Here is a 23,627-nt window from a genome sequence, read left to right on the forward strand (position 1 = left end):
AGCGACAAACGGCGCATCGAAGGCAAACTTGGCTGGTCGTATTCGTCGACCCGTAAACGCTCGAACGCATGCTGGAGAAAGGCATGGTCAGCCAACAGGTGCACCACGGCGTGCAGGTCTATGACGCGGTATTGGAAAAGGTCGATACCCTGGCTGCCTTTGCCCACGATTTCGGGAGGCGCGTGATAGAGATGGATGCGCCGCTTCCGGTCATGATGTTCAGCGGCAGCAAGCTGGTTGACGCGCAGAAGCTCGCCCAGCTCGAACAGTTGCTGCAGTACTGGCCGGACGACGCGGACCAGTCGCAGTGAGCGTGCTTGACCTTCTACTCGCGCGGCTACTGTTGGCGGCGGCGGGATCGTTGCTGGCCGGATGCGCGGTCTGGGGCATTGCCACGCTCTGCCGCCGATGCCTGCCGGGGCTCTCGCTACAGCGCTCGTTCTGGCTAGTGGCGCAGCTGGCGGTGACGGCGGTGTTTGCCGCGATGCTGTTGCCGCCGGCCGAGCGCCTGCGGGTAGTGCCCGTGATCGACATGGACGAGCACCCGGCGCGGCGTGCCGACCCGGGTGCGGAGCGCGCTGCCAACGATTTTCGCAACGTTATGAGGGTCTTGAAATGAAAAAGAAGTATGCGAGCTTGTCCGCGATCGCCTTGGCTGCCTGCCTGGCGAGCGCTCAGGCAGCGGACTGGTACGCCCCACAAGAGCCATTTGCCGTTTACGGCAATACCTATTATGTCGGCACCGGCGGCATCAGTGCGTTGCTGGTCACTTCAGAGGCCGGCCATGTGCTGATCGATGTCGGCGCGCCGAAGTCGCCAGCGCGGATCGCGCAACATATCCGCAAATTGGGATTCAAGGTCGAAGACATCCGCTACATCCTCAATTCGCATGCCCACCACGATCACGCGGGCGGCATTGGCGAACTGCAGAAGCTGAGCGGTGCCACGGTATTGGCCAGTCCCGCTTCGCTGGCCCTGATCTCGAGCGGTCAGCCGGACCACACCGACCCGCAATTGCGCCATCTGCTGCCGATGACGCCGGTGAAGAAGGTTGGTGTTGTTCATGACGGCGAGGTGGTCAGGCTCGGGCCGATCGCGCTCACCGCGCACTTCACGCCCGGACATACCAAAGGAGGAACCAGCTGGACCTGGCAATCAATGGAAAACGGAAGGGTGGTCAATATGGTGTATGCAGACAGCTTGTATGCCTTGTCCGGCGATGACGTGCGCTTTAGCGACAACCCAGGTTACCCCGATGCGCAAGCCGCCGTCGAGACATCCATCGCCAGAATCGCGTCGCTGCAATGCGATGTACTGGTGGCCGCGCACCCGGAGCTGAGCGGTTTGTGGAAAAGAAAGGCCCGGCAACCGGAACTCGGCAATGCGGCCTTCATCGATCCGGAGGCATGCCGCAACTACGCGGTGAATGCCCGAACTTGGCTTGCAAAAACCCTCGCCGAAGACGCAACAAGCGCCGCACTCAAGGGCAGTAAGGCACGGTAAGGGGTGTGCAGGGCGAGCCGCCGATGGGGCCGGCGCGCCCAAACGCAAAAAACCCCACAGAGATCACTCTGTGGGGTTTTGCTTATAACTAGCCTGACGATAACCTACTTTCACACTGGTTGCAGCACTATCATCGGCGCAAAGTCGTTTCACGGTCCTGTTCGGGATGGGAAGGGGTGGGACCGACTTGCTATGGTCATCAGGCTTTGACTTGTACGAGGTTTTTGCCAAGTGGCAAAAATCTCTGAATCTGGAAGAAGTAATTGTTGTATTGGGTAGCGAGTATCAACAAACGTGCGCTGTATTCTCGACTTATCTATATACCTACCAAGGTTATAGGGACAAGCCGTACGGGCAATTAGTACTGGTTAGCTTAATGCATTACTGCACTTCCACACCCAGCCTATCAACGTCCTGGTCTCGAACGACCCTTCAAGGAGCTCAAGGCTCCGGGAAATCTCATCTCAAGGCAAGTTTCCCGCTTAGATGCTTTCAGCGGTTATCTCTTCCGAACTTAGCTACCCGGCAATGCCACTGGCGTGACAACCGGTACACCAGAGGTTCGTCCACTCCGGTCCTCTCGTACTAGGAGCAGCCCCCTTCAAATTTCCAACGCCCACGGCAGATAGGGACCAAACTGTCTCACGACGTTTTAAACCCAGCTCACGTACCACTTTAAATGGCGAACAGCCATACCCTTGGGACCGGCTACAGCCCCAGGATGTGATGAGCCGACATCGAGGTGCCAAACTCCCCCGTCGATATGAACTCTTGGGAGGAATCAGCCTGTTATCCCCAGAGTACCTTTTATCCGTTGAGCGATGGCCCTTCCATACAGAACCACCGGATCACTATGTCCTACTTTCGTACCTGCTCGACTTGTCGGTCTCGCAGTTAAGCACGCTTATGCCATTGCACTATCATCACGATGTCCGACCGTAATTAGCGTACCTTCGAACTCCTCCGTTACGCTTTAGGAGGAGACCGCCCCAGTCAAACTGCCTACCATGCACTGTCCCCGATCCGGATAACGGACCAAGGTTAGAACCTCAAACAAACCAGGGTGGTATTTCAAGGATGGCTCCACGAACACTGGCGTGTCCGCTTCAAAGCCTCCCACCTATCCTACACAGATTGGTTCAAAGTCCAATGCAAAGCTACAGTAAAGGTTCATGGGGTCTTTCCGTCTAGCCGCGGGTAGATTGCATCATCACAAACATTTCAACTTCGCTGAGTCTCGGGAGGAGACAGTGTGGCCATCGTTACGCCATTCGTGCAGGTCGGAACTTACCCGACAAGGAATTTCGCTACCTTAGGACCGTTATAGTTACGGCCGCCGTTTACTGGGACTTCAATCAAGAGCTTGCACCCCATCATTTAATCTTCCAGCACCGGGCAGGCGTCACACCCTATACGTCCACTTTCGTGTTTGCAGAGTGCTGTGTTTTTATTAAACAGTCGCAGCCACCAGTTTATTGCAACCCGTTCATCCTTCCACAGTAAAGTGGTCAAACTACAAGGGCGTACCTTTTCCCGAAGTTACGGTACCAATTTGCCGAGTTCCTTCTCCCGAGTTCTCTCAAGCGCCTTAGAATACTCATCTCGCCCACCTGTGTCGGTTTGCGGTACGGTCTCGTATGACTGAAGCTTAGAGGCTTTTCTTGGAACCACTTCCGATTGCTTCAGAACCTAAGTTCCTCGTCTCGACCCCTTGAATTCCGCGCCCGGATTTGCCTAAGCGCCTTCTATGAGTCAAAAACTAGCTATTCCAACAGCTAGACAACCTTCCGCGATCCGTCCCCCCATCGCATCATACGACGGTGCAGGAATATTAACCTGCTTCCCATCAGCTACGCATCTCTGCCTCGCCTTAGGGGCCGACTCACCCTGCTCCGATGAACGTTGAACAGGAAACCTTGGGCTTACGGCGTGGAGGCTTTTCACCCCCATTATCGCTACTCATGTCAGCATTCGCACTTCTGATACCTCCAGCAAGGTTCACACCTCACCTTCGCAGGCTTACAGAACGCTCTCCTACCATATCCAATAAAGGATATCCGCAGCTTCGGTGACTGGCTTAGCCCCGTTACATCTTCCGCGCAGGACGACTCGATCAGTGAGCTATTACGCTTTCTTTAAATGATGGCTGCTTCTAAGCCAACATCCTGACTGTTTTAGCCTTCCCACTTCGTTTTCCACTTAGCCAATCTTTGGGACCTTAGCTGGCGGTCTGGGTTGTTTCCCTCTTGACGCCGGACGTTAGCACCCGACGTCTGTCTCCCAAGCTCGCACTCATCGGTATTCGGAGTTTGCAATGGTTTGGTAACTCGCAATGAGCCCCTAGCCATAACAGTGCTCTACCCCCGATGGTGATACTTGAGGCACTACCTAAATAGTTTTCGGAGAGAACCAGCTATTTCCAAGTTTGTTTAGCCTTTCACCCCTACCCACAGCTCATCCCCTAATTTTTCAACATTAGTGGGTTCGGACCTCCAGGGCGTGTTACCGCACCTTCATCCTGGCCATGGGTAGATCACTTGGTTTCGGGTCTACACCCAGCGACTGTCGCCCTGTTCGGACTCGATTTCTCTACGGCTCCCCTATTCGGTTAACCTCGCCACTGAATGTAAGTCGCTGACCCATTATACAAAAGGTACGCAGTCACGGAACAAGTCCGCTCCTACTGTTTGTATGCACACGGTTTCAGGATCTATTTCACTCCCCTCCCGGGGTTCTTTTCGCCTTTCCCTCACGGTACTGGTTCACTATCGGTCGATTACGAGTATTTAGCCTTGGAGGATGGTCCCCCCATGTTCAGACAGGATTTCTCGTGTCCCGCCCTACTTGTCGTACGCTTAGTATCACCGTTTGAATTTCGTGTAAGGGGCTATCACCCTCTATGGCCAACATTTCCAGGTTGTTCCACTATCCAATCGACTATCACGTACAGGCTCATCCCATTTCGCTCGCCACTACTTTGGGAATCTCGGTTGATTTCTTTTCCTGCAGCTACTTAGATGTTTCAGTTCGCCGCGTTCGCTTTGCATACCTATGTATTCAGTATGCAATGACCATAAAGGCCGGGTTTCCCCATTCGGAAATCTGCGGATCAATGCGTGTTTGCTCGCTCCCCGCAGCTTATCGCAAGCTACTACGTCCTTCATCGCCTGTAATCGCCAAGGCATCCACCATGTGCACTTATTCGCTTGTCCCTATAACGTTGGCCCCTGCTGACACAGGGATCGTTATAGAAAATCAAGAGTACAGCTTGTTGCATGTTTGTTGATACTGTATTGCTACCCTAAGCATGTGCTGTCGCACACGCTTAAAAAACTTTTACTTCTTCCAGATTGTTAAAGAACGAAAAAACAGTGATCTCGAAAAGACCAAACCTAAGCAGCTGTGCTTACGTTTGAGCTCTTGGTGGAGGATGACGGGATCGAACCGACGACCCCCTGCTTGCAAAGCAGGTGCTCTCCCAGCTGAGCTAATCCCCCTTATTGGGTATGCCAATAACTTGGTAGGGCTGGTTGGACTCGAACCAACGACCCCCGCGTTATCAACACGGTGCTCTAACCAGCTGAGCTACAGCCCCGACACTGTTGTTCTTGTTCTACAGTCGATAAGAGTGGACGCTCAATGAATGGGTTCTAACCCGGTGCTACTCTAGAAAGGAGGTGATCCAGCCGCACCTTCCGATACGGCTACCTTGTTACGACTTCACCCCAGTCACGAATCCTACCGTGGTAAGCGCCCTCCTTGCGGTTAAGCTACCTACTTCTGGTAAAACCCGCTCCCATGGTGTGACGGGCGGTGTGTACAAGACCCGGGAACGTATTCACCGCGACATGCTGATCCGCGATTACTAGCGATTCCAACTTCATGTAGTCGAGTTGCAGACTACAATCCGGACTACGATACACTTTCTGGGATTAGCTCCCCCTCGCGGGTTGGCGGCCCTCTGTATGTACCATTGTATGACGTGTGAAGCCCTACCCATAAGGGCCATGAGGACTTGACGTCATCCCCACCTTCCTCCGGTTTGTCACCGGCAGTCTCATTAGAGTGCTCAACTAAATGTAGCAACTAATGACAAGGGTTGCGCTCGTTGCGGGACTTAACCCAACATCTCACGACACGAGCTGACGACAGCCATGCAGCACCTGTGTATCGGCTCTCTTTCGAGCACACCCAAATCTCTTCGGGCTTCCGACCATGTCAAGGGTAGGTAAGGTTTTTCGCGTTGCATCGAATTAATCCACATCATCCACCGCTTGTGCGGGTCCCCGTCAATTCCTTTGAGTTTTAATCTTGCGACCGTACTCCCCAGGCGGTCTACTTCACGCGTTAGCTGCGTTACCAAGTTAATTAAAACCCGACAACTAGTAGACATCGTTTAGGGCGTGGACTACCAGGGTATCTAATCCTGTTTGCTCCCCACGCTTTCGTGCATGAGCGTCAATCTTGACCCAGGGGGCTGCCTTCGCCATCGGTGTTCCTCCACATCTCTACGCATTTCACTGCTACACGTGGAATTCTACCCCCCTCTGCCAGATTCAAGCCTTGCAGTCTCCATCGCAATTCCCAGGTTGAGCCCGGGGCTTTCACGACAGACTTACAAAACCGCCTGCGCACGCTTTACGCCCAGTAATTCCGATTAACGCTTGCACCCTACGTATTACCGCGGCTGCTGGCACGTAGTTAGCCGGTGCTTATTCTTCAGGTACCGTCATTAGCCAAGGGTATTATCCTCAGCCGTTTCTTCCCTGACAAAAGAGCTTTACAACCCGAAGGCCTTCTTCACTCACGCGGCATTGCTGGATCAGGCTTGCGCCCATTGTCCAAAATTCCCCACTGCTGCCTCCCGTAGGAGTCTGGACCGTGTCTCAGTTCCAGTGTGGCTGGTCGTCCTCTCAGACCAGCTACTGATCGTAGCCTTGGTAGGCCTTTACCCTACCAACTAGCTAATCAGATATCGGCCGCTCCAGGAGCACAAGGCCCGAAGGTCCCCTGCTTTCATCCTTAGATCGTATGCGGTATTAGCGTAACTTTCGCTACGTTATCCCCCACTCTTGGGTACGTTCCGATATATTACTCACCCGTTCGCCACTCGCCGCCAGGTTGCCCCGCGCTGCCGTTCGACTTGCATGTGTAAAGCATGCCGCCAGCGTTCAATCTGAGCCAGGATCAAACTCTTCAGTTTAATCTCTGTTTAATAGACATTTCTGCCTCCGTCCTTGCAGACGGGTCGCTCACTCAAAATACTGACCGTCATCTCATTGCTGAGACAACGCTATTTCTTTTTTGTGAACATTTGATAATTTAAGTAATCAAGAACCGAAGTTCTTGGCACCTTCATCAAACGCCCACACTTATCGACTGTAAATTTTTAAAGAACTGTATTCGGCACTACCTTGCTGCACTTGACGAAGCGTTGTGTTCGTCAGCAGCAGAGAAGAGAGAGTATGCAGTGTTTCGCGTTTCTCGTCAACCCCTTCGTTCGCTTCGTTGCAGATTTCCCTGCGGACTTTGTTATCGTAACTAGTTGATTACGTTAACGTTTTTCAGTCCCCACATCAGCATCTACTGCCGAGTGTCCCGAAGCGGAGGCGAACTATAACAAACCCGGCGGCCATCTGCAAGAGCCTGCCGCATTTTTCTTAGCGCGGGCCTGAGATCTTGCAATTAGCAACGCTGTCAGTACTGCTAGCATTTTTATTTCAGCCCAGCAGGAGAAAACGATGAAGTCAGTTCTTCTCAACATCTGCCTCTTGTTCACCCTCTGGCTGAGCATGGGGGCGGCTGTTACGCCATCTGCGAATAAGAAGGTCTGGATTACTATCGGCGACGCCGCCTTCCAGAAAATTAAATCCTCCGCTCCCGACCTGGTGTCAATCGACAGCCGGCAGTTGAGTGCAGCTGCGGGGGCGGACAAGGTGCATGCGGTGACGATCGATGAGAATCGGCTTGTTGCACTAGCCGGCGCAATCCATCAACGCATGGGACAGTGCGGCGGTTTCATGGTCCACGCCAGTGAAGCGGAGGCGCGTGCCGCTTTATCTCGCGGCGATCTGATACCGCCTACAAGGACGTACGCCATCTCTCATCGCGATACTGTTGAACCAATACTTGCGAACATGACAGAGAAAAATATCGAGTCCACGATCATCTCGCTCAGCGCCTTCCCCAATCGTTATTACAGGAGCCGTTCTGGCGTGGACGCGGCGAACTGGCTCTTCTCGACATGGCGCGGGCTTGGCGCCGGCCGCCCGGACATCTCGGTGACCCAGGTCATACACCCAGATTTTCCGCAAGCGTCTGTCAGCTTGACTATCGCCGGCACAGACCTGGCAGAGGAAGCCGTCGTCGTCGGCGCGCATCTCGATTCGATTCTGAGCTTTGGCATGGGCGAAAACGCGCGCGCGCCCGGCGCCGATGACGATGCGTCAGGCGTTGCCAGCATGACCGAAGCGGTGCGCGCGATCATTACCAGCGGCTACCGGCCACGCCGGACAATTCATGTCATCGCCTATGCCGCAGAAGAAGTGGGGCTACGCGGATCACAAGACATCGCGCTCCGTTTCAAGGCGGAAAATCGGTCACTTGCAGGCGTCCTGCAGCTCGATATGACCAATTTTAAGGGCGCCGAAAACGACATCTACCTGCTCACCGACTATACGAATAGCGCACAGAATGCCTTTATCGCCCAGCTGGTACGCGTGTATCTTCCCGGACTCACGGTCGGCTACGACAAGTGCGGCTATGCTTGCTCGGACCACGCCAGCTGGCACGCGCTGGGCTACACGGTGTCCATGCCGTTCGAATCATCGTCTGCACGCGACAATCCGTATATCCACACAGCCAAGGACACGCTCGCTAATTCCGGCGGCCAGACGGCGCACGCGCTTAAGTTCGCGCGCCTGGCCGCCGCCTACCTCGTCGAACTTTCGGGCCAGGACTAGTACAACCGTATCATCGTCCAGCCGCCGGCCACGAATCGAACGTGCAGCAAGCTGTCAGCGCCCTAGTACGGACCGGCGCCCAAACGCAAAAAACCCCACAGAGATCACTCTGTGGGGTTTTGCTTATAACTAGCCTGACGATAACCTACTTTCACACTGGTTGCAGCACTATCATCGGCGCAAAGTCGTTTCACGGTCCTGTTCGGGATGGGAAGGGGTGGGACCGACTTGCTATGGTCATCAGGCTTTGACTTGTACGAGGTTTTTGCCAAGTGGCAAAAATCTCTGAATCTGGAAGAAGTAATTGTTGTATTGGGTAGCGAGTATCAACAAACGTGCGCTGTATTCTCGACTTATCTATATACCTACCAAGGTTATAGGGACAAGCCGTACGGGCAATTAGTACTGGTTAGCTTAATGCATTACTGCACTTCCACACCCAGCCTATCAACGTCCTGGTCTCGAACGACCCTTCAAGGAGCTCAAGGCTCCGGGAAATCTCATCTCAAGGCAAGTTTCCCGCTTAGATGCTTTCAGCGGTTATCTCTTCCGAACTTAGCTACCCGGCAATGCCACTGGCGTGACAACCGGTACACCAGAGGTTCGTCCACTCCGGTCCTCTCGTACTAGGAGCAGCCCCCTTCAAATTTCCAACGCCCACGGCAGATAGGGACCAAACTGTCTCACGACGTTTTAAACCCAGCTCACGTACCACTTTAAATGGCGAACAGCCATACCCTTGGGACCGGCTACAGCCCCAGGATGTGATGAGCCGACATCGAGGTGCCAAACTCCCCCGTCGATATGAACTCTTGGGAGGAATCAGCCTGTTATCCCCAGAGTACCTTTTATCCGTTGAGCGATGGCCCTTCCATACAGAACCACCGGATCACTATGTCCTACTTTCGTACCTGCTCGACTTGTCGGTCTCGCAGTTAAGCACGCTTATGCCATTGCACTATCATCACGATGTCCGACCGTAATTAGCGTACCTTCGAACTCCTCCGTTACGCTTTAGGAGGAGACCGCCCCAGTCAAACTGCCTACCATGCACTGTCCCCGATCCGGATAACGGACCAAGGTTAGAACCTCAAACAAACCAGGGTGGTATTTCAAGGATGGCTCCACGAACACTGGCGTGTCCGCTTCAAAGCCTCCCACCTATCCTACACAGATTGGTTCAAAGTCCAATGCAAAGCTACAGTAAAGGTTCATGGGGTCTTTCCGTCTAGCCGCGGGTAGATTGCATCATCACAAACATTTCAACTTCGCTGAGTCTCGGGAGGAGACAGTGTGGCCATCGTTACGCCATTCGTGCAGGTCGGAACTTACCCGACAAGGAATTTCGCTACCTTAGGACCGTTATAGTTACGGCCGCCGTTTACTGGGACTTCAATCAAGAGCTTGCACCCCATCATTTAATCTTCCAGCACCGGGCAGGCGTCACACCCTATACGTCCACTTTCGTGTTTGCAGAGTGCTGTGTTTTTATTAAACAGTCGCAGCCACCAGTTTATTGCAACCCGTTCATCCTTCCACAGTAAAGTGGTCAAACTACAAGGGCGTACCTTTTCCCGAAGTTACGGTACCAATTTGCCGAGTTCCTTCTCCCGAGTTCTCTCAAGCGCCTTAGAATACTCATCTCGCCCACCTGTGTCGGTTTGCGGTACGGTCTCGTATGACTGAAGCTTAGAGGCTTTTCTTGGAACCACTTCCGATTGCTTCAGAACCTAAGTTCCTCGTCTCAACCCCTTGAATCCTGCGCCCGGATTTGCCTAAGCGCCTTCTATGAGTCAAAAACTAGCTATTCCAACAGCTAGACAACCTTCCGCGATCCGTCCCCCCATCGCATCATACGACGGTGCAGGAATATTAACCTGCTTCCCATCAGCTACGCATCTCTGCCTCGCCTTAGGGGCCGACTCACCCTGCTCCGATGAACGTTGAACAGGAAACCTTGGGCTTACGGCGTGGAGGCTTTTCACCCCCATTATCGCTACTCATGTCAGCATTCGCACTTCTGATACCTCCAGCAAGGTTCACACCTCACCTTCGCAGGCTTACAGAACGCTCTCCTACCATATCCAATAAAGGATATCCGCAGCTTCGGTGACTGGCTTAGCCCCGTTACATCTTCCGCGCAGGACGACTCGATCAGTGAGCTATTACGCTTTCTTTAAATGATGGCTGCTTCTAAGCCAACATCCTGACTGTTTTAGCCTTCCCACTTCGTTTTCCACTTAGCCAATCTTTGGGACCTTAGCTGGCGGTCTGGGTTGTTTCCCTCTTGACGCCGGACGTTAGCACCCGACGTCTGTCTCCCAAGCTCGCACTCATCGGTATTCGGAGTTTGCAATGGTTTGGTAACTCGCAATGAGCCCCTAGCCATAACAGTGCTCTACCCCCGATGGTGATACTTGAGGCACTACCTAAATAGTTTTCGGAGAGAACCAGCTATTTCCAAGTTTGTTTAGCCTTTCACCCCTACCCACAGCTCATCCCCTAATTTTTCAACATTAGTGGGTTCGGACCTCCAGGGCGTGTTACCGCACCTTCATCCTGGCCATGGGTAGATCACTTGGTTTCGGGTCTACACCCAGCGACTGTCGCCCTGTTCGGACTCGATTTCTCTACGGCTCCCCTATTCGGTTAACCTCGCCACTGAATGTAAGTCGCTGACCCATTATACAAAAGGTACGCAGTCACGGAACAAGTCCGCTCCTACTGTTTGTATGCACACGGTTTCAGGATCTATTTCACTCCCCTCCCGGGGTTCTTTTCGCCTTTCCCTCACGGTACTGGTTCACTATCGGTCGATTACGAGTATTTAGCCTTGGAGGATGGTCCCCCCATGTTCAGACAGGATTTCTCGTGTCCCGCCCTACTTGTCGTACGCTTAGTATCACCGTTTGAATTTCGTGTAAGGGGCTATCACCCTCTATGGCCAACATTTCCAGGTTGTTCCACTATCCAATCGACTATCACGTACAGGCTCATCCCATTTCGCTCGCCACTACTTTGGGAATCTCGGTTGATTTCTTTTCCTGCAGCTACTTAGATGTTTCAGTTCGCCGCGTTCGCTTTGCATACCTATGTATTCAGTATGCAATGACCATAAAGGCCGGGTTTCCCCATTCGGAAATCTGCGGATCAATGCGTGTTTGCTCGCTCCCCGCAGCTTATCGCAAGCTACTACGTCCTTCATCGCCTGTAATCGCCAAGGCATCCACCATGTGCACTTATTCGCTTGTCCCTATAACGTTGGCCCCTGCTGACACAGGGATCGTTATAGAAAATCAAGAGTACAGCTTGTTGCATGTTTGTTGATACTTGTATTGCTACCCTAAGCATGTGCTGTCGCACACACTTAAAAAACTTTTACTTCTTCCAGATTGTTAAAGAACGAAACAGCTTTGATCGCTAAAAGATCAAACCTAAGCATCTATGCTTACGTTTGTACTTTCGAATTATGTAGGCAGTGATTGGTGGAGGATGACGGGATCGAACCGACGACCCCCTGCTTGCAAAGCAGGTGCTCTCCCAGCTGAGCTAATCCCCCAGGATTCTTCTGAACCGCGATGGTAGGGCTGGTTGGACTCGAACCAACGACCCCCGCGTTATCAACACGGTGCTCTAACCAGCTGAGCTACAGCCCCGACTTGGAACACTGCTACTGTTTCTTCTAATTATTACAGTCGATAAGAGTGGACGCTCAATGAATGGGTTCTATCCCGGTGCTACTCTAGAAAGGAGGTGATCCAGCCGCACCTTCCGATACGGCTACCTTGTTACGACTTCACCCCAGTCACGAATCCTACCGTGGTAAGCGCCCTCCTTGCGGTTAAGCTACCTACTTCTGGTAAAACCCGCTCCCATGGTGTGACGGGCGGTGTGTACAAGACCCGGGAACGTATTCACCGCGACATGCTGATCCGCGATTACTAGCGATTCCAACTTCATGTAGTCGAGTTGCAGACTACAATCCGGACTACGATACACTTTCTGGGATTAGCTCCCCCTCGCGGGTTGGCGGCCCTCTGTATGTACCATTGTATGACGTGTGAAGCCCTACCCATAAGGGCCATGAGGACTTGACGTCATCCCCACCTTCCTCCGGTTTGTCACCGGCAGTCTCATTAGAGTGCTCAACTAAATGTAGCAACTAATGACAAGGGTTGCGCTCGTTGCGGGACTTAACCCAACATCTCACGACACGAGCTGACGACAGCCATGCAGCACCTGTGTATCGGCTCTCTTTCGAGCACACCCAAATCTCTTCGGGCTTCCGACCATGTCAAGGGTAGGTAAGGTTTTTCGCGTTGCATCGAATTAATCCACATCATCCACCGCTTGTGCGGGTCCCCGTCAATTCCTTTGAGTTTTAATCTTGCGACCGTACTCCCCAGGCGGTCTACTTCACGCGTTAGCTGCGTTACCAAGTTAATTAAAACCCGACAACTAGTAGACATCGTTTAGGGCGTGGACTACCAGGGTATCTAATCCTGTTTGCTCCCCACGCTTTCGTGCATGAGCGTCAATCTTGACCCAGGGGGCTGCCTTCGCCATCGGTGTTCCTCCACATCTCTACGCATTTCACTGCTACACGTGGAATTCTACCCCCCTCTGCCAGATTCAAGCCTTGCAGTCTCCATCGCAATTCCCAGGTTGAGCCCGGGGCTTTCACGACAGACTTACAAAACCGCCTGCGCACGCTTTACGCCCAGTAATTCCGATTAACGCTTGCACCCTACGTATTACCGCGGCTGCTGGCACGTAGTTAGCCGGTGCTTATTCTTCAGGTACCGTCATTAGCCAAGGGTATTATCCTCAGCCGTTTCTTCCCTGACAAAAGAGCTTTACAACCCGAAGGCCTTCTTCACTCACGCGGCATTGCTGGATCAGGCTTGCGCCCATTGTCCAAAATTCCCCACTGCTGCCTCCCGTAGGAGTCTGGACCGTGTCTCAGTTCCAGTGTGGCTGGTCGTCCTCTCAGACCAGCTACTGATCGTAGCCTTGGTAGGCCTTTACCCTACCAACTAGCTAATCAGATATCGGCCGCTCCAGGAGCACAAGGCCCGAAGGTCCCCTGCTTTCATCCTTAGATCGTATGCGGTATTAGCGTAACTTTCGCTACGTTATCCCCCACTCTTGGGTACGTTCCGATATATTACTCACCCGTTCGCCACTCGCCGCCAGGTTGCCCCGCGCTGCCGTTCGACTTGCATGTGTAAAGCATGCCGCCAGCGTTCAATCTGAGCCAGGATCAAACTCTTCAGTTTAATCTCTGTTTAATAGACATTTCTGTCTCCGTCCTTGCAGACGGGTCGCTCACTCAAAATACTGACCGTCATCTCATTGCTGAGACAACGCTATTTCTTTTTTGTGAACATTTGATAATTTAAGTAATCAAGAACCAAAGTTCTTGGCACCTTCATCAAACGCCCACACTTATCGACTGTAAATTTTTAAAGAACTGTGTTCGGACCTGCCTTGCTGCACTTGACGAAGCGTTGTGTTCGTCAGCAGCAGAGAAAAGAGAGTATGCAGTGTTTCGCGTTTCTCGTCAACCCCTTCGTTTCCTCCGCTATCGCTGCCGTGAAGCTGCGTGTGCGTCGGAGGAGCAGAACTATAGCAAACCGCAGCACTCCCTGCAAGGGTTGCAATGCTCACGCCCTTATATACAGCTGCGATCGGCAAGAATCTGGTCAATACGATATCTTATATAGGGCCGGGCGCTGTTGCGGTCGGCTAGGGTCAGGGGAAATTGGCCGCAACCCTCGGTATGTTGCAAAAATGGCATATCGAATGTGTTGTTAATTTGAGAATATGTGTTCTTATGAGCGGTAGCGAACAGTACACTACGTTCTGAAAGGTAATAATTCTCCCTGAAGTTGCCGGTTTAACAGGTCTTCCCAGCACGCTGGACGCCATCAGGCGGATCAGCTCATAGAGAGAGAAGTTCGCAGCTGTCTCGGCGGCGACATTTCCAGGCTGGGAAAGAACTGCTGACTTTCAACTGCTGCTGTCGCCTTGAGCAACAAACAGACCACCATATTAATTACTTTGACTAGAAAACAAACAATGAAAACTTCGAGCAAACTCGCCGCACTGATCGCACTGGCCTGCGCAACCATGATGACTGCCCAGGCTTCGGCCCAGGACATGGCGCCACAAGCGCCAATGCACAGCCATGCAACCGTGAACCCTGACTGGGCCAACACTGCCTGGTACATGGGCGCTGGCGTCGGCCGCACCCGCGCTGACATCTACAACACCGATCTGGCAAACCGCATGTCGGCTGCTGGCCTGCCGCTGACTTCGTACAGCGCTGACGACCGCAGCACCGGCTTCAAGGTCTTCGTCGGCAAGAAGTTCAACCGCTACTTCGGCGTGGAACTGGGCTATTTCGACCTGGGTGACTACAGCTTCGATGCTGGCACCACCAACAACCGTATGCTGCGCGGCGAGACCGACTTCCGTGGCGTGAACCTGGACCTGGTCGGTACGCTGCCACTGACCGAGCGCCTGTCGCTGCTGGCCCGTGCTGGTGTCCAGTACGCAAAAGCACGTACCGACTTCACCGGCAACTACCTGAACGCTGTCAGCAATCCTAATCCGCCAAACGAAGGCCGTCGTCACGGCAAGCTGGGCGTCGGCGCTGAATTCAAGCTGAGCGAAGCCCTGGCACTGCGCGCTGAATACGAGCGTCTGCGCGTGACCGATGCTGTCTACAACAACGGCGACATCGACATGGCGTCGGTCAGCCTGGTCTACAAGTTCGGCCGCCCTGCAACCGTCGCTTACGTTGCACCAGCGCCGGTTGCCGCAGCACCTGCAGCGCCAGTCGCCGCACCAGTGGTCGCCGCTCCTGAGCCAGTGCCAACCTCGGAAAAAGTCTCGATCGCAGCTGAAGCGCTGTTTGATTTCGACAAGTCGATCGTCAAGCCAGAAGGCAAGGCCGCACTCGACGAGTTCATGGCCAAACTCGAAGGCATGAACACCGAAGTCATGATCGCCGTCGGTCATACCGACTCGGTCGGCACCGATGCGTACAACGACAAGCTGTCGATGCGCCGCGCCGACGCAGTCAAGGCCTACATGGTCTCGAAGGGCCTGGACCCAGCGCGTCTGTACACCGAAGGCAAGGGCGAGAGCCAGCCAGTGGCTGACAACTCTACCGCCGAAGGCCGCGCCAAGAACCGTCGCGTGACCATCGAAGTGGTCGGTACCCGTACCGTCAAGTAATCCAAAGCCTCATCAAACAAACCGCCCGGCGCAAGCCGCGGCGGTTTTTTGCATTCTGAACGCCGGCCTCACGGCCTCGCGCACCGATCCTCGTCCTCTTTACACCCCCGTGCCTCGCCCATGCCAGTGCGATGCATGCTGATCCATGTCGATTGCTTGTGTGGTACGCCTCGACGGTTTTTTTCGCTATGAGGTGTACCGAACGGAGTGAGTGATTCCAAAAGGTAATAGTTGCGCCCAGAAGCCTACTAAGACATGGCCTCCGATTTTTCCGCTAACGCAGCATGTAAGCGGAGGATCCGCAATAGCACCTAACCCGAAAGCACCCATTGAACATCTTTAAGCGCTATACCAAACTACTCCTCTGTTCCGCCGGCTTTGCCGGCGCAGCGCTCGTCGCCGGATGCGGTGGTGGCGACCAGGGGCGTGAGCCCATCCTTGGCGTTCCGGCAGCAGACCTGGTCAGCGTCGCGGTGACGCCAGCCACGCCGTCGGTGGCGATCGGGGCGACCCAGCAATTCGTTGCGACCGCGGCCTATTCCGATGGTTCGGCGCGCGATGTCACCAAGATCGCCGCCTGGACCTCATCGGCGCCAGGCGTCGCCACCGTCAATGCGACCACCGGCATGGCGGTAGGCATCGACGCAGGCAGCGCTGCCATCGCAGCCGCGTTCGAAGGTCAGCGGGGATCGGCAATGCTGACGGTGCTGCCCGCGAAACTGGTGTCAATTGCTGTCGCACCCGCCGTCCAGGACCTGAATGTAGGCAATACGCAGCAGTACGTGGCGATCGGCACCTTCGAAAACAACACGACGCGCGATATCACCGCTGTCTCGACCTTTGCATCGGCATCGCCCGCCGTGGCGTCGATCGAAGCAATCGGTGGCAAAGCGCAGGCGAAGGCCGCTGGTCGCTCCGTGATCAGCGCCACCTCGGGCGGCTTGCAAGGCAGCGCGGTCCTGAATGTCTTGCCAGCGGCAGCCGTGTCGCTTGCAGTCACCCCGGCAAGCTCCTCCGCTCCGGCCGGCGCGACCCGCCAGCTCGCTGCGTTTGCCACCTACACCGACGGTTCGGTCGTCGATGTCACCGCCAGTACCGCCTTTGTATCCGCTACCCCGGCTGCGGCCAGTGTCGGCAACGCCGGACTGTTGACCCACGTCGCCGTCGGCTCATCCACGATTACCGCAAGTTTCGCTGGTAAAACCGCGCTTGCCACCGCCACCACGACTGCCGCTACCCTGTCGGGCATCACCGTCACACCATCGACCGCGTCGGTCGCCCCTGGCGCAGTACAGCAGTTCGTCGCCGTCGCGACCTTCTCGGACAATTCGACCTCGGTTGTCACGCGCACGGCAGCATGGACCTCGTCCAATACCGATATCGCTACCGTACTGAACACCGGCGCCGCCACCGGCATCGCTGCAGGCAGTGCCACTATCACTGCAACGCTGGACGGAAAGTCTGGCAGCGCCAGGCTGACCGTGACCTCGGCGCCACCGCCGGCCTCGGCCTCGATCAACCTGGGGAGCGCATCGAGCTTCGCCGTGCTCGCTGGTACCTCGCTGACCAACAATGCCGGCGGCACCACCCTGGTGACGGGCGACGTGGGCTCGCCTTCGCAAACCACCGATCCGGTACAGGCTGCCGGCTTCACCAACTACAAGTCGGGCGCAGTGCTTGACAATGCGCTGGCCGACCTGCAGACCGCCATCACCGATGCCAACAGCCGCACCTGCGATGTCACGTTTGCCGGCGACATCGACCTCGGCGGCCTGGTGCTGGCCCCGGGCGTGTATTGCTACTCCGGCGCCATCAGCGTGACCGGCACCCTGACCCTGAACGGCAGCGGCGTCTACCTCTTCCGCACTGCGCTCACGCTCAATACCACCGCCAACTCGGTGATTGCATTGACCAACGGCGCGACTGCCGGCGACCTGACCTGGGTGCCGGTCGGCCCGAGCACGCTCGGCGCCAACAGTGCGTTCAAAGGATCGATTTTGGCGCGGTCCGCGGCCATCACGGTCGGCGATAACACGACGCTGCTCAACGGCCGCGTGCTGTCGGCTGCCGCCGTCACCCTCCGCAATAACAAGATCACCAAATAACGCGCGCATATAAAAGAGATCCGGACAATGAAAACTTCCCACACACTTGCCCTGTTGACCGTACTGGCCAGCGCCAGCATCGCTACTGCCCAAGCAGCGCCCCAGGACATGGCAGTGCCCACCGCAGCGCGAGCCGACGCGGCTTTCGTCAATCCCGACTGGGCCCACAGCGCCTGGTACATGGGCGCCGGCGTCGGACGCGCGCGCGCCAACATCGATGACGAACGGCTGACCCGCAGCTTGACTGCAACCGGTGCCACGCTGACCCGCTTCGATGCGGACGAACGCGATACCGGCTTCAAGCTGTTCGCCGGTAAGCAACTGAACCGCTATATCGCCATCGAGGCCGGTTATTTCGACCTGGGCACCTTCAGTTTCGACGCGGCGACATCGGGCAACGGCGCACTGCGCGGCGAAGCCGGCTTTCGTGGCGTGAACCTCGACCTGGTCGGCCAGCTGGCGCTGACCCAGCGCCTCTCGCTGCTGGGCCGCGCCGGCGTGCAATACGCCAAGACCCGCACCCACTTCAGCGGCAATCGCCTGAACGCGGTCACCGATCCGAACCCGGCCAGCAAAAACCACGGTAACGCCAAGCTCGGCCTCGGCCTGGAATACAAGCTCAGCGAAGCCCTGGCAGTGCGCGGCGAAGTCGAGCGCTACCGCCTGAATGACGCGGTGAACAATCGTGGCGACGTCGACCTGGCCTCGGTCAGCCTGGTCTACAAGTTCGGCCGCCCTGCCAAGGTTGCTTACGTTGCACCAGCGCCGGTCGCCGCAGCACCTGCAGCGCCAGTCGCGGCACCAGTGGTCGCCGCTCCTGAGCCAGTGCCAAGCTCGGAAAAAGTCTCGATCGCAGCCGAAGCGCTGTTTGATTTCGACAAGTCGATCGTCAAGCCAGAAGGCAAGGCCGCACTCGACGAGTTCATGGCCAAACTCGAAGGCATGAATACCGAAGTCATGATCGCTGTCGGTCATACCGACTCGGTCGGCACCGATGCGTACAACGACAAGCTGTCGATGCGCCGCGCCGATGCAGTCAAGGCCTACATGGTATCGAAGGGCCTGGACCCAGCGCGTCTGTACACCGAAGGCAAGGGCGAGAGCCAGCCAGTGGCTGACAACGCTACCGCCGAAGGCCGCGCCAAGAACCGTCGCGTGACCATCGAAGTGGTCGGTACCCGTACCGTCAGGTAATCCAAGGTCTCGTCAAACAAACCGCCCGGCGCAAGCCGCGGCGGTTTTTTCTTTTTGGCGCCCTGCGTCCACGGTGCAAGAAGCGGTCCGCAGTTTCGGTACAATGCGGGCGATGACGATCCTGCTTTCCACGCTCAATGCGCGCTACACCCATGCTTCCCTCGGGCTGCGCTACCTGCTGGCCAACATGGGGGCACTCCAGGCCCAGACCTCGATCCACGAATTTGTCATTGGCGCCAAGACCACCGATCTGGTCGAGCGCCTGCTGGCGCCACAACCGCGCATCATCGGTTTCGGTGTCTATATATGGAATGTAGAAGAAACCACCCGCGTCGTAGCCATGCTCAAGCGCGTGGCCCCGCATGTGACCGTGATTCTTGGCGGCCCCGAGGTGTCATACGAGAGCGCCGGCCAGGAGATCGTCAAGCTGGCCGACTATGTGGTGACCGGCTGGGGCGACGTCACCTTCCCCAAGCTGTGCGGCGAGATTCTCGATGGTCCCAGGCCCTTGATGAAGGTGCACGCCGGCGTGCAACCGCCGATGGCGGAGATCGCCCTGCCCTACTCGCTGTACAGCACCGAAGACATCGCGCACCGCACCTTGTACGTCGAAGCCTCGCGCGGCTGCCCGTTCAAATGCGAATTCTGCCTGTCCTCGCTCGACAAGACCGCCTGGCCCTTCCCGCTCGAGAGCTTCCTGGCGCAGATGGAAGCGCTGTACGCACGCGGCGCCCGCCTGTTCAAGTTCGTCGACCGCACCTTCAACCTGAACGTCAAGACCAGCCTGCGCATCATGCAGTTCTTCCTCGACAAGCTCGAAGCCGCACCGAACGACCCGGTATATGCCCACTTCGAACTGGTCCCCGACCACCTGCCGGACGCGCTCAAGGAATCGATCGCCAAGTTCCCGCCCGGCGCGCTGCAGTTCGAGATCGGCATCCAGAGCTTCAATCCCGAGGTGCAAGCCCTGGTCAGTCGTCGGCAGGACAACGCCAAGGCAGCCGACAATATCCGCTGGCTGTGCGAACAGTCGCAGACCCACCTGCACGTGGACCTGATTGCCGGCCTGCCAGGCGAGGACGTGGCCAGTTTCGCCCGCGGATTCGACCAGCTGGTGGGACTGGGCGCCCAGGAGATCCAGTTCGGCATCCTCAAGCGACTGCGTGGGACGCCGATCATCCGCCACACCGAGCCGTTCGGGATGGTCTACGACCCCTACCCACCCTACACGGTGCTGGCAACCGACCGGATCGACTTCGCCACCATGCAGCGCCTGGTGCGTTTTGCCCGCTACTGGGACCTGGTCGCCAACTCCGGGCGCTTTGCCAACACTACCCGGGCATTGCTGCGCGATGCCCCGTTCGACAATTTCATGGCATTCTCCGACTGGATCTATACCCGCCTCGACTCCACCCACCGCATCGCGCTCGAGAAGCTGGCCAAGCTGGTGCAGGAGTGGCTGGTCGTGCGCGGCATGGCGCACGCCGAAGCGGCGGCGCTGGTGGCAAGCGACTATGCTGGTAAAGTCGACACCCAGGGGCACAAGCCGGCGGCAGTGGCGGGGGTCGCGGCAGCACCCGCGCGCCAGGTTCGGCACCTTGCCGCCTGATCCGCTTGCTAACGTGTAGCAACGATAACGATTCTCTTTTACACTGGTGCAATGCAGATTGAAAATGCGCCAATATTAACTATCCGGCATTCCGATGTGGATGCACGCAGCGACGCTAGCCAATCGGTGGTGGCGAGCGGCGTATGGCAAGTCCATACGCTGTCGCGGCGCGGTGTCCTCAAGGGCATCACGCGCACGCTGGCAGCGCTCAAGCACAAGGATAGCCTTCAGTGGGACCTCTCCAACATCGAGCGCCTGGATCACATCGGGGCCCAGATGTTCTGGAACGCCTGGGGCAAGCGCCGCCCGGGCGGGCTCACGCTCGATCCGCGCCAGGAAGAACTGTTCAATCGCATCGAGAAGGCGGGCGCCATCAAGCTGGCGCGCCATCGCACCAGCCCGCTGAACTGGCTGATCGTCCTCGGCGCCAGCCTGCTGTCGTTCTTCGAACACGCGCGCGGCTTCATCGCGCTGATCGGCCAGCTGACCCAGGACATCTGGCGCTTCATCCGCCGTCCACAAACCGGGCCATGGCGCGAAATCTCGGCCAACATCTACCATTCAGGCTTCCAGGCGCTGGGCATCACGGCGCTGGTCGGCTTCTTGATCGGGGTCGTGCTTTCCTTCCTGTCGGCGCAGCAGCTGCGTACCTTCGGCGGCGATATCTACCTGGTCGACATCCTTGGCATGAGCATCATCCGCGAGCTGGGGCCATTGCTGGCGGCGATCCTGGTGGCCGGGCGCTCCGGGTCGTCGATCACCGCGCAGCTGGGCGTGATGCGCGTGACCGAGGAGCTCGACGCCATGCTGGTGATGGGCATCTCGCACGGCTACCGCCTGATCATGCCGAAAGTGCTGGCGCTGGCCATCTCGATGCCGCTGCTGGTGGTATGGACCGATGCCATGGCCCTGATCGGCGGCATGGTGTCGGCCAAGATCGAGCTGGGCATGTCGTTTCGCTACTTCTTGCAAAAGCTGCCGGACGCGGTGCCGGTGGTGAACTACACGATCGGCCTTCTCAAGGGCTGCGTGTTCGGTATCCTGATCGCGCTGATCTCCTGTCACTTTGGCCTGCGCATCGAGCCGAATACCGAAAGCCTGGGTCGCGGCACTACCACTGCGGTGGTCACTGCGATCACCCTGGTGATCCTGGCGGACGCGGTGTTCGCGATCGTCTTCAACGGCGTGGGGTTCTAATGACCGAAGCCAAAGACCAGCGCGCGCCGCAGCGCTTGAACAAACGGCCCGAAGAAGACGTCGGTGCGCCGGTGGTCGAGATCCGCAACCTTTGGAAGCGCTTCGGCCGCACCGTGGTGCACCAGGACCTGAACCTGGACATCTATGCCGGCGAAATCCTGAGCATTGTTGGCGGCTCGGGCACCGGCAAGACAGTCCTGCTGCGCCAGATGCTGGGGCTGGAGCAGCCCTCGGCCGGCTGCGTCAAAGTCTTCGGCGAGGACATCAGCGCGGCCGAGCCAGAGCAGCTGCAGCACATGCGCAACCACTGGGGCATGCTGTTCCAGCAGGGTGCGCTGTACTCGGCGCTGAGTGTATTCGACAATATCGCCCTGCCGATGCGCGAGCTGCGCGCCCTGCCCGAAGACGTGATCCGCGACGCCGTTCTGCTCAAGATGGACATGGTCGGACTGGGCCCCGAGCACGCCACCAAGATGCCGTCCGACCTGTCGGGCGGAATGATCAAGCGTGCGGCCTTGGCGCGCGCGCTGGCGCTGGAGCCGCAGCTGTTGTTCCTGGACGAGCCGACCGCAGGCCTGGACCCCGACCTGTCGGATGCCTTCGTGGCGCTGATCCAGACCCTGCACCGCGAACTGAAACTGACCGTCGTCATGGTTACCCACGACCTCGACACCCTGTTCGCGCTGTCTTCGCGCATTGCCGTGCTGGCCGAAAAGCACGTGATTGCGGTAGGACCCTCATGCGACGTGCTGCGGGTCGAGCACCCGTTCATCAAACACTTTTTCCTGGGCCCGCGCGGCCAGCGGGCGCTGGAAGTGCTCGAAGAGCGCCACGCCCAGAACGAATCGGAGGACTAAAGATGGAAAACAGGTCATATGCCCTGATGACAGGCGTCTTCACGATCGCCCTCCTGGTGGCGGCCATCCTGGCCGGGATGTGGTTCAATCGCGACCGCACCGAGCTGGTGCCCTACGAAATCGTCACCACCCAGTCGATTCCGGGCCTGAACCCGCAGGCCACGGTACGCTACCGCGGCCTGGAGGTGGGCCGCGTCGAAGAGATCGTGTTCGACCCGCGCGTCACCGGCCAGATCCTGATCCGCCTGTCGGTCGACAAGGATTCACCGATCACCACCACCACCTTCGCATCGCTCGGATACCAGGGTGTGACCGGCATCGCCTTCATCCAGCTCGACGACGACCGCACCGGCTCGCCGCGCCTGGCGCAGCGCGAAGGCCAACCGACGCGCATTCCGCTGCGTCCAGGCCTGCTCGACCAGCTGGAAAAGCGCGGCCTGGTGATTCTCGAGAAAACCGAGCAGATCACCGAAAGCCTGAGCAAGCTGGTGGCCCCGGAAAACCAGGCCAGGATCATCGGCGCCTTCGACAGCATCGGCAAGGCCGCCGACGCCTACGCCGTTATTCCGCAGAAGCTCGAGCCGACGTTCAGCCGCCTGCCGGCGCTGACCGAAAAGCTCGATCGTAGCCTGAGCTCATTCGACTCGGCCGCCGCCAGCGTCGACAAGACGGCCGAAAGCTACAACCAGCTGGCCGTGCGCCTGCAGGGCAAGGATGGCCCGATCGAGCGCCTGAACAGCGCCATCGGTTCGCTGCAATCGGCCACCAGCGAGCTCGAGCTCGAAACCCTGCCGCACGTCGTCGAAATGACGGACGAAGCGCGCGGCGCGCTGCGCGCCGTCAAGCGCACCGCCACCTCGCTGTCCGACCGCCCGCAAAGCATCCTGTTCGGCGCGCCAAACGCCCAGCCGGGTCCGGGCGAACCAGGCTTCGTGCCCCCGACCAAATGAGGACT

Annotated in this window: 11 protein-coding genes, 4 tRNA genes and 6 rRNA genes; 11 read left to right on the forward strand and 10 right to left on the reverse strand. The window is 57.0% G+C overall.

What is annotated here, in order from left to right; translation table 11 throughout:
- Positions 1–83 precede the first annotated feature (83 nt).
- The 3 genes from NRS07_RS18875 to bla are packed head-to-tail and all read left to right on the forward strand — an operon-like array spanning position 84 to position 1,503.
- Positions 84–311 carry a hypothetical protein gene (locus NRS07_RS18875; protein ID WP_259209721.1) on the forward strand — a complete coding sequence of 76 codons (228 nt, stop codon included), beginning with the start codon at positions 84–86 and terminating at the stop codon, positions 309–311.
- A 2-nt stretch (positions 312–313) separates the two neighbouring features.
- Positions 314–619 carry a hypothetical protein gene (locus NRS07_RS18880; protein WP_259209723.1) on the forward strand — a complete coding sequence of 102 codons (306 nt, stop codon included), beginning with the start codon at positions 314–316 and terminating at the stop codon, positions 617–619.
- Positions 616–1,503 (forward strand): subclass B3 metallo-beta-lactamase, encoded by an 888-nt coding sequence (gene bla, locus NRS07_RS18885; RefSeq protein ID WP_259209724.1) that lies wholly within the window; start codon positions 616–618, stop codon positions 1,501–1,503. Before NRS07_RS18880 ends, bla begins: the two co-directional genes overlap by 4 nt.
- A gap of 91 nt (positions 1,504–1,594) precedes the next feature.
- Here bla and rrf (NRS07_RS18890) read toward each other — a convergent pair.
- The 5 genes from rrf (NRS07_RS18890) to NRS07_RS18910 form a co-directional block, all read right to left on the reverse strand.
- A 5S ribosomal RNA gene (rrf, locus tag NRS07_RS18890) occupies positions 1,595–1,707 on the reverse strand.
- A 133-nt stretch (positions 1,708–1,840) separates the two neighbouring features.
- Positions 1,841–4,715: ribosomal RNA gene (locus tag NRS07_RS18895) — 23S ribosomal RNA — on the reverse strand.
- A gap of 209 nt (positions 4,716–4,924) precedes the next feature.
- Positions 4,925–5,000, reverse strand: a tRNA-Ala gene (locus NRS07_RS18900).
- Between the two features lie 21 nt (positions 5,001–5,021).
- Positions 5,022–5,098: transfer RNA gene (locus tag NRS07_RS18905), tRNA-Ile, on the reverse strand.
- Between the two features lie 75 nt (positions 5,099–5,173).
- A 16S ribosomal RNA gene (locus tag NRS07_RS18910) occupies positions 5,174–6,706 on the reverse strand.
- A 538-nt stretch (positions 6,707–7,244) separates the two neighbouring features.
- Between NRS07_RS18910 and NRS07_RS18915 the strand changes: the two genes are divergently transcribed.
- Entirely contained in the window at positions 7,245–8,465 is a 1,221-nt protein-coding gene (locus tag NRS07_RS18915; protein ID WP_259209725.1) for a M20/M25/M40 family metallo-hydrolase, read from the forward strand.
- A 132-nt stretch (positions 8,466–8,597) separates the two neighbouring features.
- Here the strand turns inward: NRS07_RS18915 and rrf (NRS07_RS18920) are convergent.
- From rrf (NRS07_RS18920) to NRS07_RS18940, 5 genes are all read right to left on the reverse strand, one after another.
- Positions 8,598–8,710: ribosomal RNA gene (rrf, locus tag NRS07_RS18920) — 5S ribosomal RNA — on the reverse strand.
- A gap of 133 nt (positions 8,711–8,843) precedes the next feature.
- Positions 8,844–11,718 (reverse strand): 23S ribosomal RNA (locus tag NRS07_RS18925).
- A 230-nt stretch (positions 11,719–11,948) separates the two neighbouring features.
- A tRNA-Ala gene (locus NRS07_RS18930) sits at positions 11,949–12,024 on the reverse strand.
- A gap of 20 nt (positions 12,025–12,044) precedes the next feature.
- A tRNA-Ile gene (locus NRS07_RS18935) sits at positions 12,045–12,121 on the reverse strand.
- 90 nt (positions 12,122–12,211) lie between these two features.
- Positions 12,212–13,744, reverse strand: a 16S ribosomal RNA gene (locus NRS07_RS18940).
- The 16S, 23S and 5S rRNA genes sit together here with 4 tRNA genes alongside, the layout of an rRNA operon.
- Positions 13,745–14,546: 802 nt before the next feature.
- Between NRS07_RS18940 and NRS07_RS18945 the strand changes: the two genes are divergently transcribed.
- The 7 genes from NRS07_RS18945 (at position 14,547) to NRS07_RS18975 (ending at position 23,622) form a co-directional block, all read left to right on the forward strand.
- On the forward strand, positions 14,547–15,710 hold the full coding sequence (locus tag NRS07_RS18945) for an OmpA family protein (RefSeq protein WP_259209726.1): 1,164 nt from the start codon (positions 14,547–14,549) through the stop codon (positions 15,708–15,710).
- Between the two features lie 329 nt (positions 15,711–16,039).
- Positions 16,040–17,815 (forward strand): Ig-like domain-containing protein, encoded by a 1,776-nt coding sequence (locus tag NRS07_RS18950; protein ID WP_259209729.1) that lies wholly within the window; start codon positions 16,040–16,042, stop codon positions 17,813–17,815.
- Between the two features lie 27 nt (positions 17,816–17,842).
- Positions 17,843–19,009 carry an OmpA family protein gene (locus NRS07_RS18955; protein WP_259209731.1) on the forward strand — a complete coding sequence of 389 codons (1,167 nt, stop codon included), beginning with the start codon at positions 17,843–17,845 and terminating at the stop codon, positions 19,007–19,009.
- A gap of 112 nt (positions 19,010–19,121) precedes the next feature.
- Positions 19,122–20,618, forward strand: coding sequence for a B12-binding domain-containing radical SAM protein (locus NRS07_RS18960; RefSeq protein ID WP_259209733.1), 1,497 nt, complete (start codon positions 19,122–19,124; stop codon positions 20,616–20,618).
- Between the two features lie 51 nt (positions 20,619–20,669).
- A complete protein-coding gene (locus tag NRS07_RS18965) occupies positions 20,670–21,815 on the forward strand; it encodes an ABC transporter permease (protein ID WP_259209735.1) in 1,146 nt (381 codons plus the stop codon).
- On the forward strand, positions 21,815–22,672 hold the full coding sequence (locus NRS07_RS18970) for an ABC transporter ATP-binding protein (protein ID WP_259209736.1): 858 nt from the start codon (positions 21,815–21,817) through the stop codon (positions 22,670–22,672). Before NRS07_RS18965 ends, NRS07_RS18970 begins: the two co-directional genes overlap by 1 nt.
- Before the next feature lie 2 nt (positions 22,673–22,674).
- On the forward strand, positions 22,675–23,622 hold the full coding sequence (locus NRS07_RS18975) for an MlaD family protein (protein ID WP_259209739.1): 948 nt from the start codon (positions 22,675–22,677) through the stop codon (positions 23,620–23,622).
- Positions 23,623–23,627: the final 5 nt, after the last annotated feature.

This window comes from Massilia sp. H6, assembly GCF_024802625.1.
GTDB lineage: Bacteria > Pseudomonadota > Gammaproteobacteria > Burkholderiales > Burkholderiaceae_D > Telluria.

Excerpts from the sequence above, each read along its gene's own strand:
- NRS07_RS18915 (WP_259209725.1), top strand. The coding sequence starts at position 7,245 with ATGAAGTCAGTTCTTCTCAACATCTGCCTCTTGTTCACCCTCTGGCTG.
- NRS07_RS18955 (WP_259209731.1), top strand. The coding sequence starts at position 17,843 with ATGAAAACTTCCCACACACTTGCCCTGTTGACCGTACTGGCCAGCGCC.
- NRS07_RS18970 (WP_259209736.1), top strand. The coding sequence starts at position 21,815 with ATGACCGAAGCCAAAGACCAGCGCGCGCCGCAGCGCTTGAACAAACGG.
- NRS07_RS18975 (WP_259209739.1), top strand. The coding sequence starts at position 22,675 with ATGGAAAACAGGTCATATGCCCTGATGACAGGCGTCTTCACGATCGCC.
- NRS07_RS18945 (WP_259209726.1), top strand. The coding sequence starts at position 14,547 with ATGAAAACTTCGAGCAAACTCGCCGCACTGATCGCACTGGCCTGCGCA.
- bla (WP_259209724.1), top strand. The coding sequence starts at position 616 with ATGAAAAAGAAGTATGCGAGCTTGTCCGCGATCGCCTTGGCTGCCTGC.
- NRS07_RS18960 (WP_259209733.1), top strand. The coding sequence starts at position 19,122 with ATGACGATCCTGCTTTCCACGCTCAATGCGCGCTACACCCATGCTTCC.
- NRS07_RS18875 (WP_259209721.1), top strand. The coding sequence starts at position 84 with ATGGTCAGCCAACAGGTGCACCACGGCGTGCAGGTCTATGACGCGGTA.
- NRS07_RS18965 (WP_259209735.1), top strand. The coding sequence starts at position 20,670 with ATGCAGATTGAAAATGCGCCAATATTAACTATCCGGCATTCCGATGTG.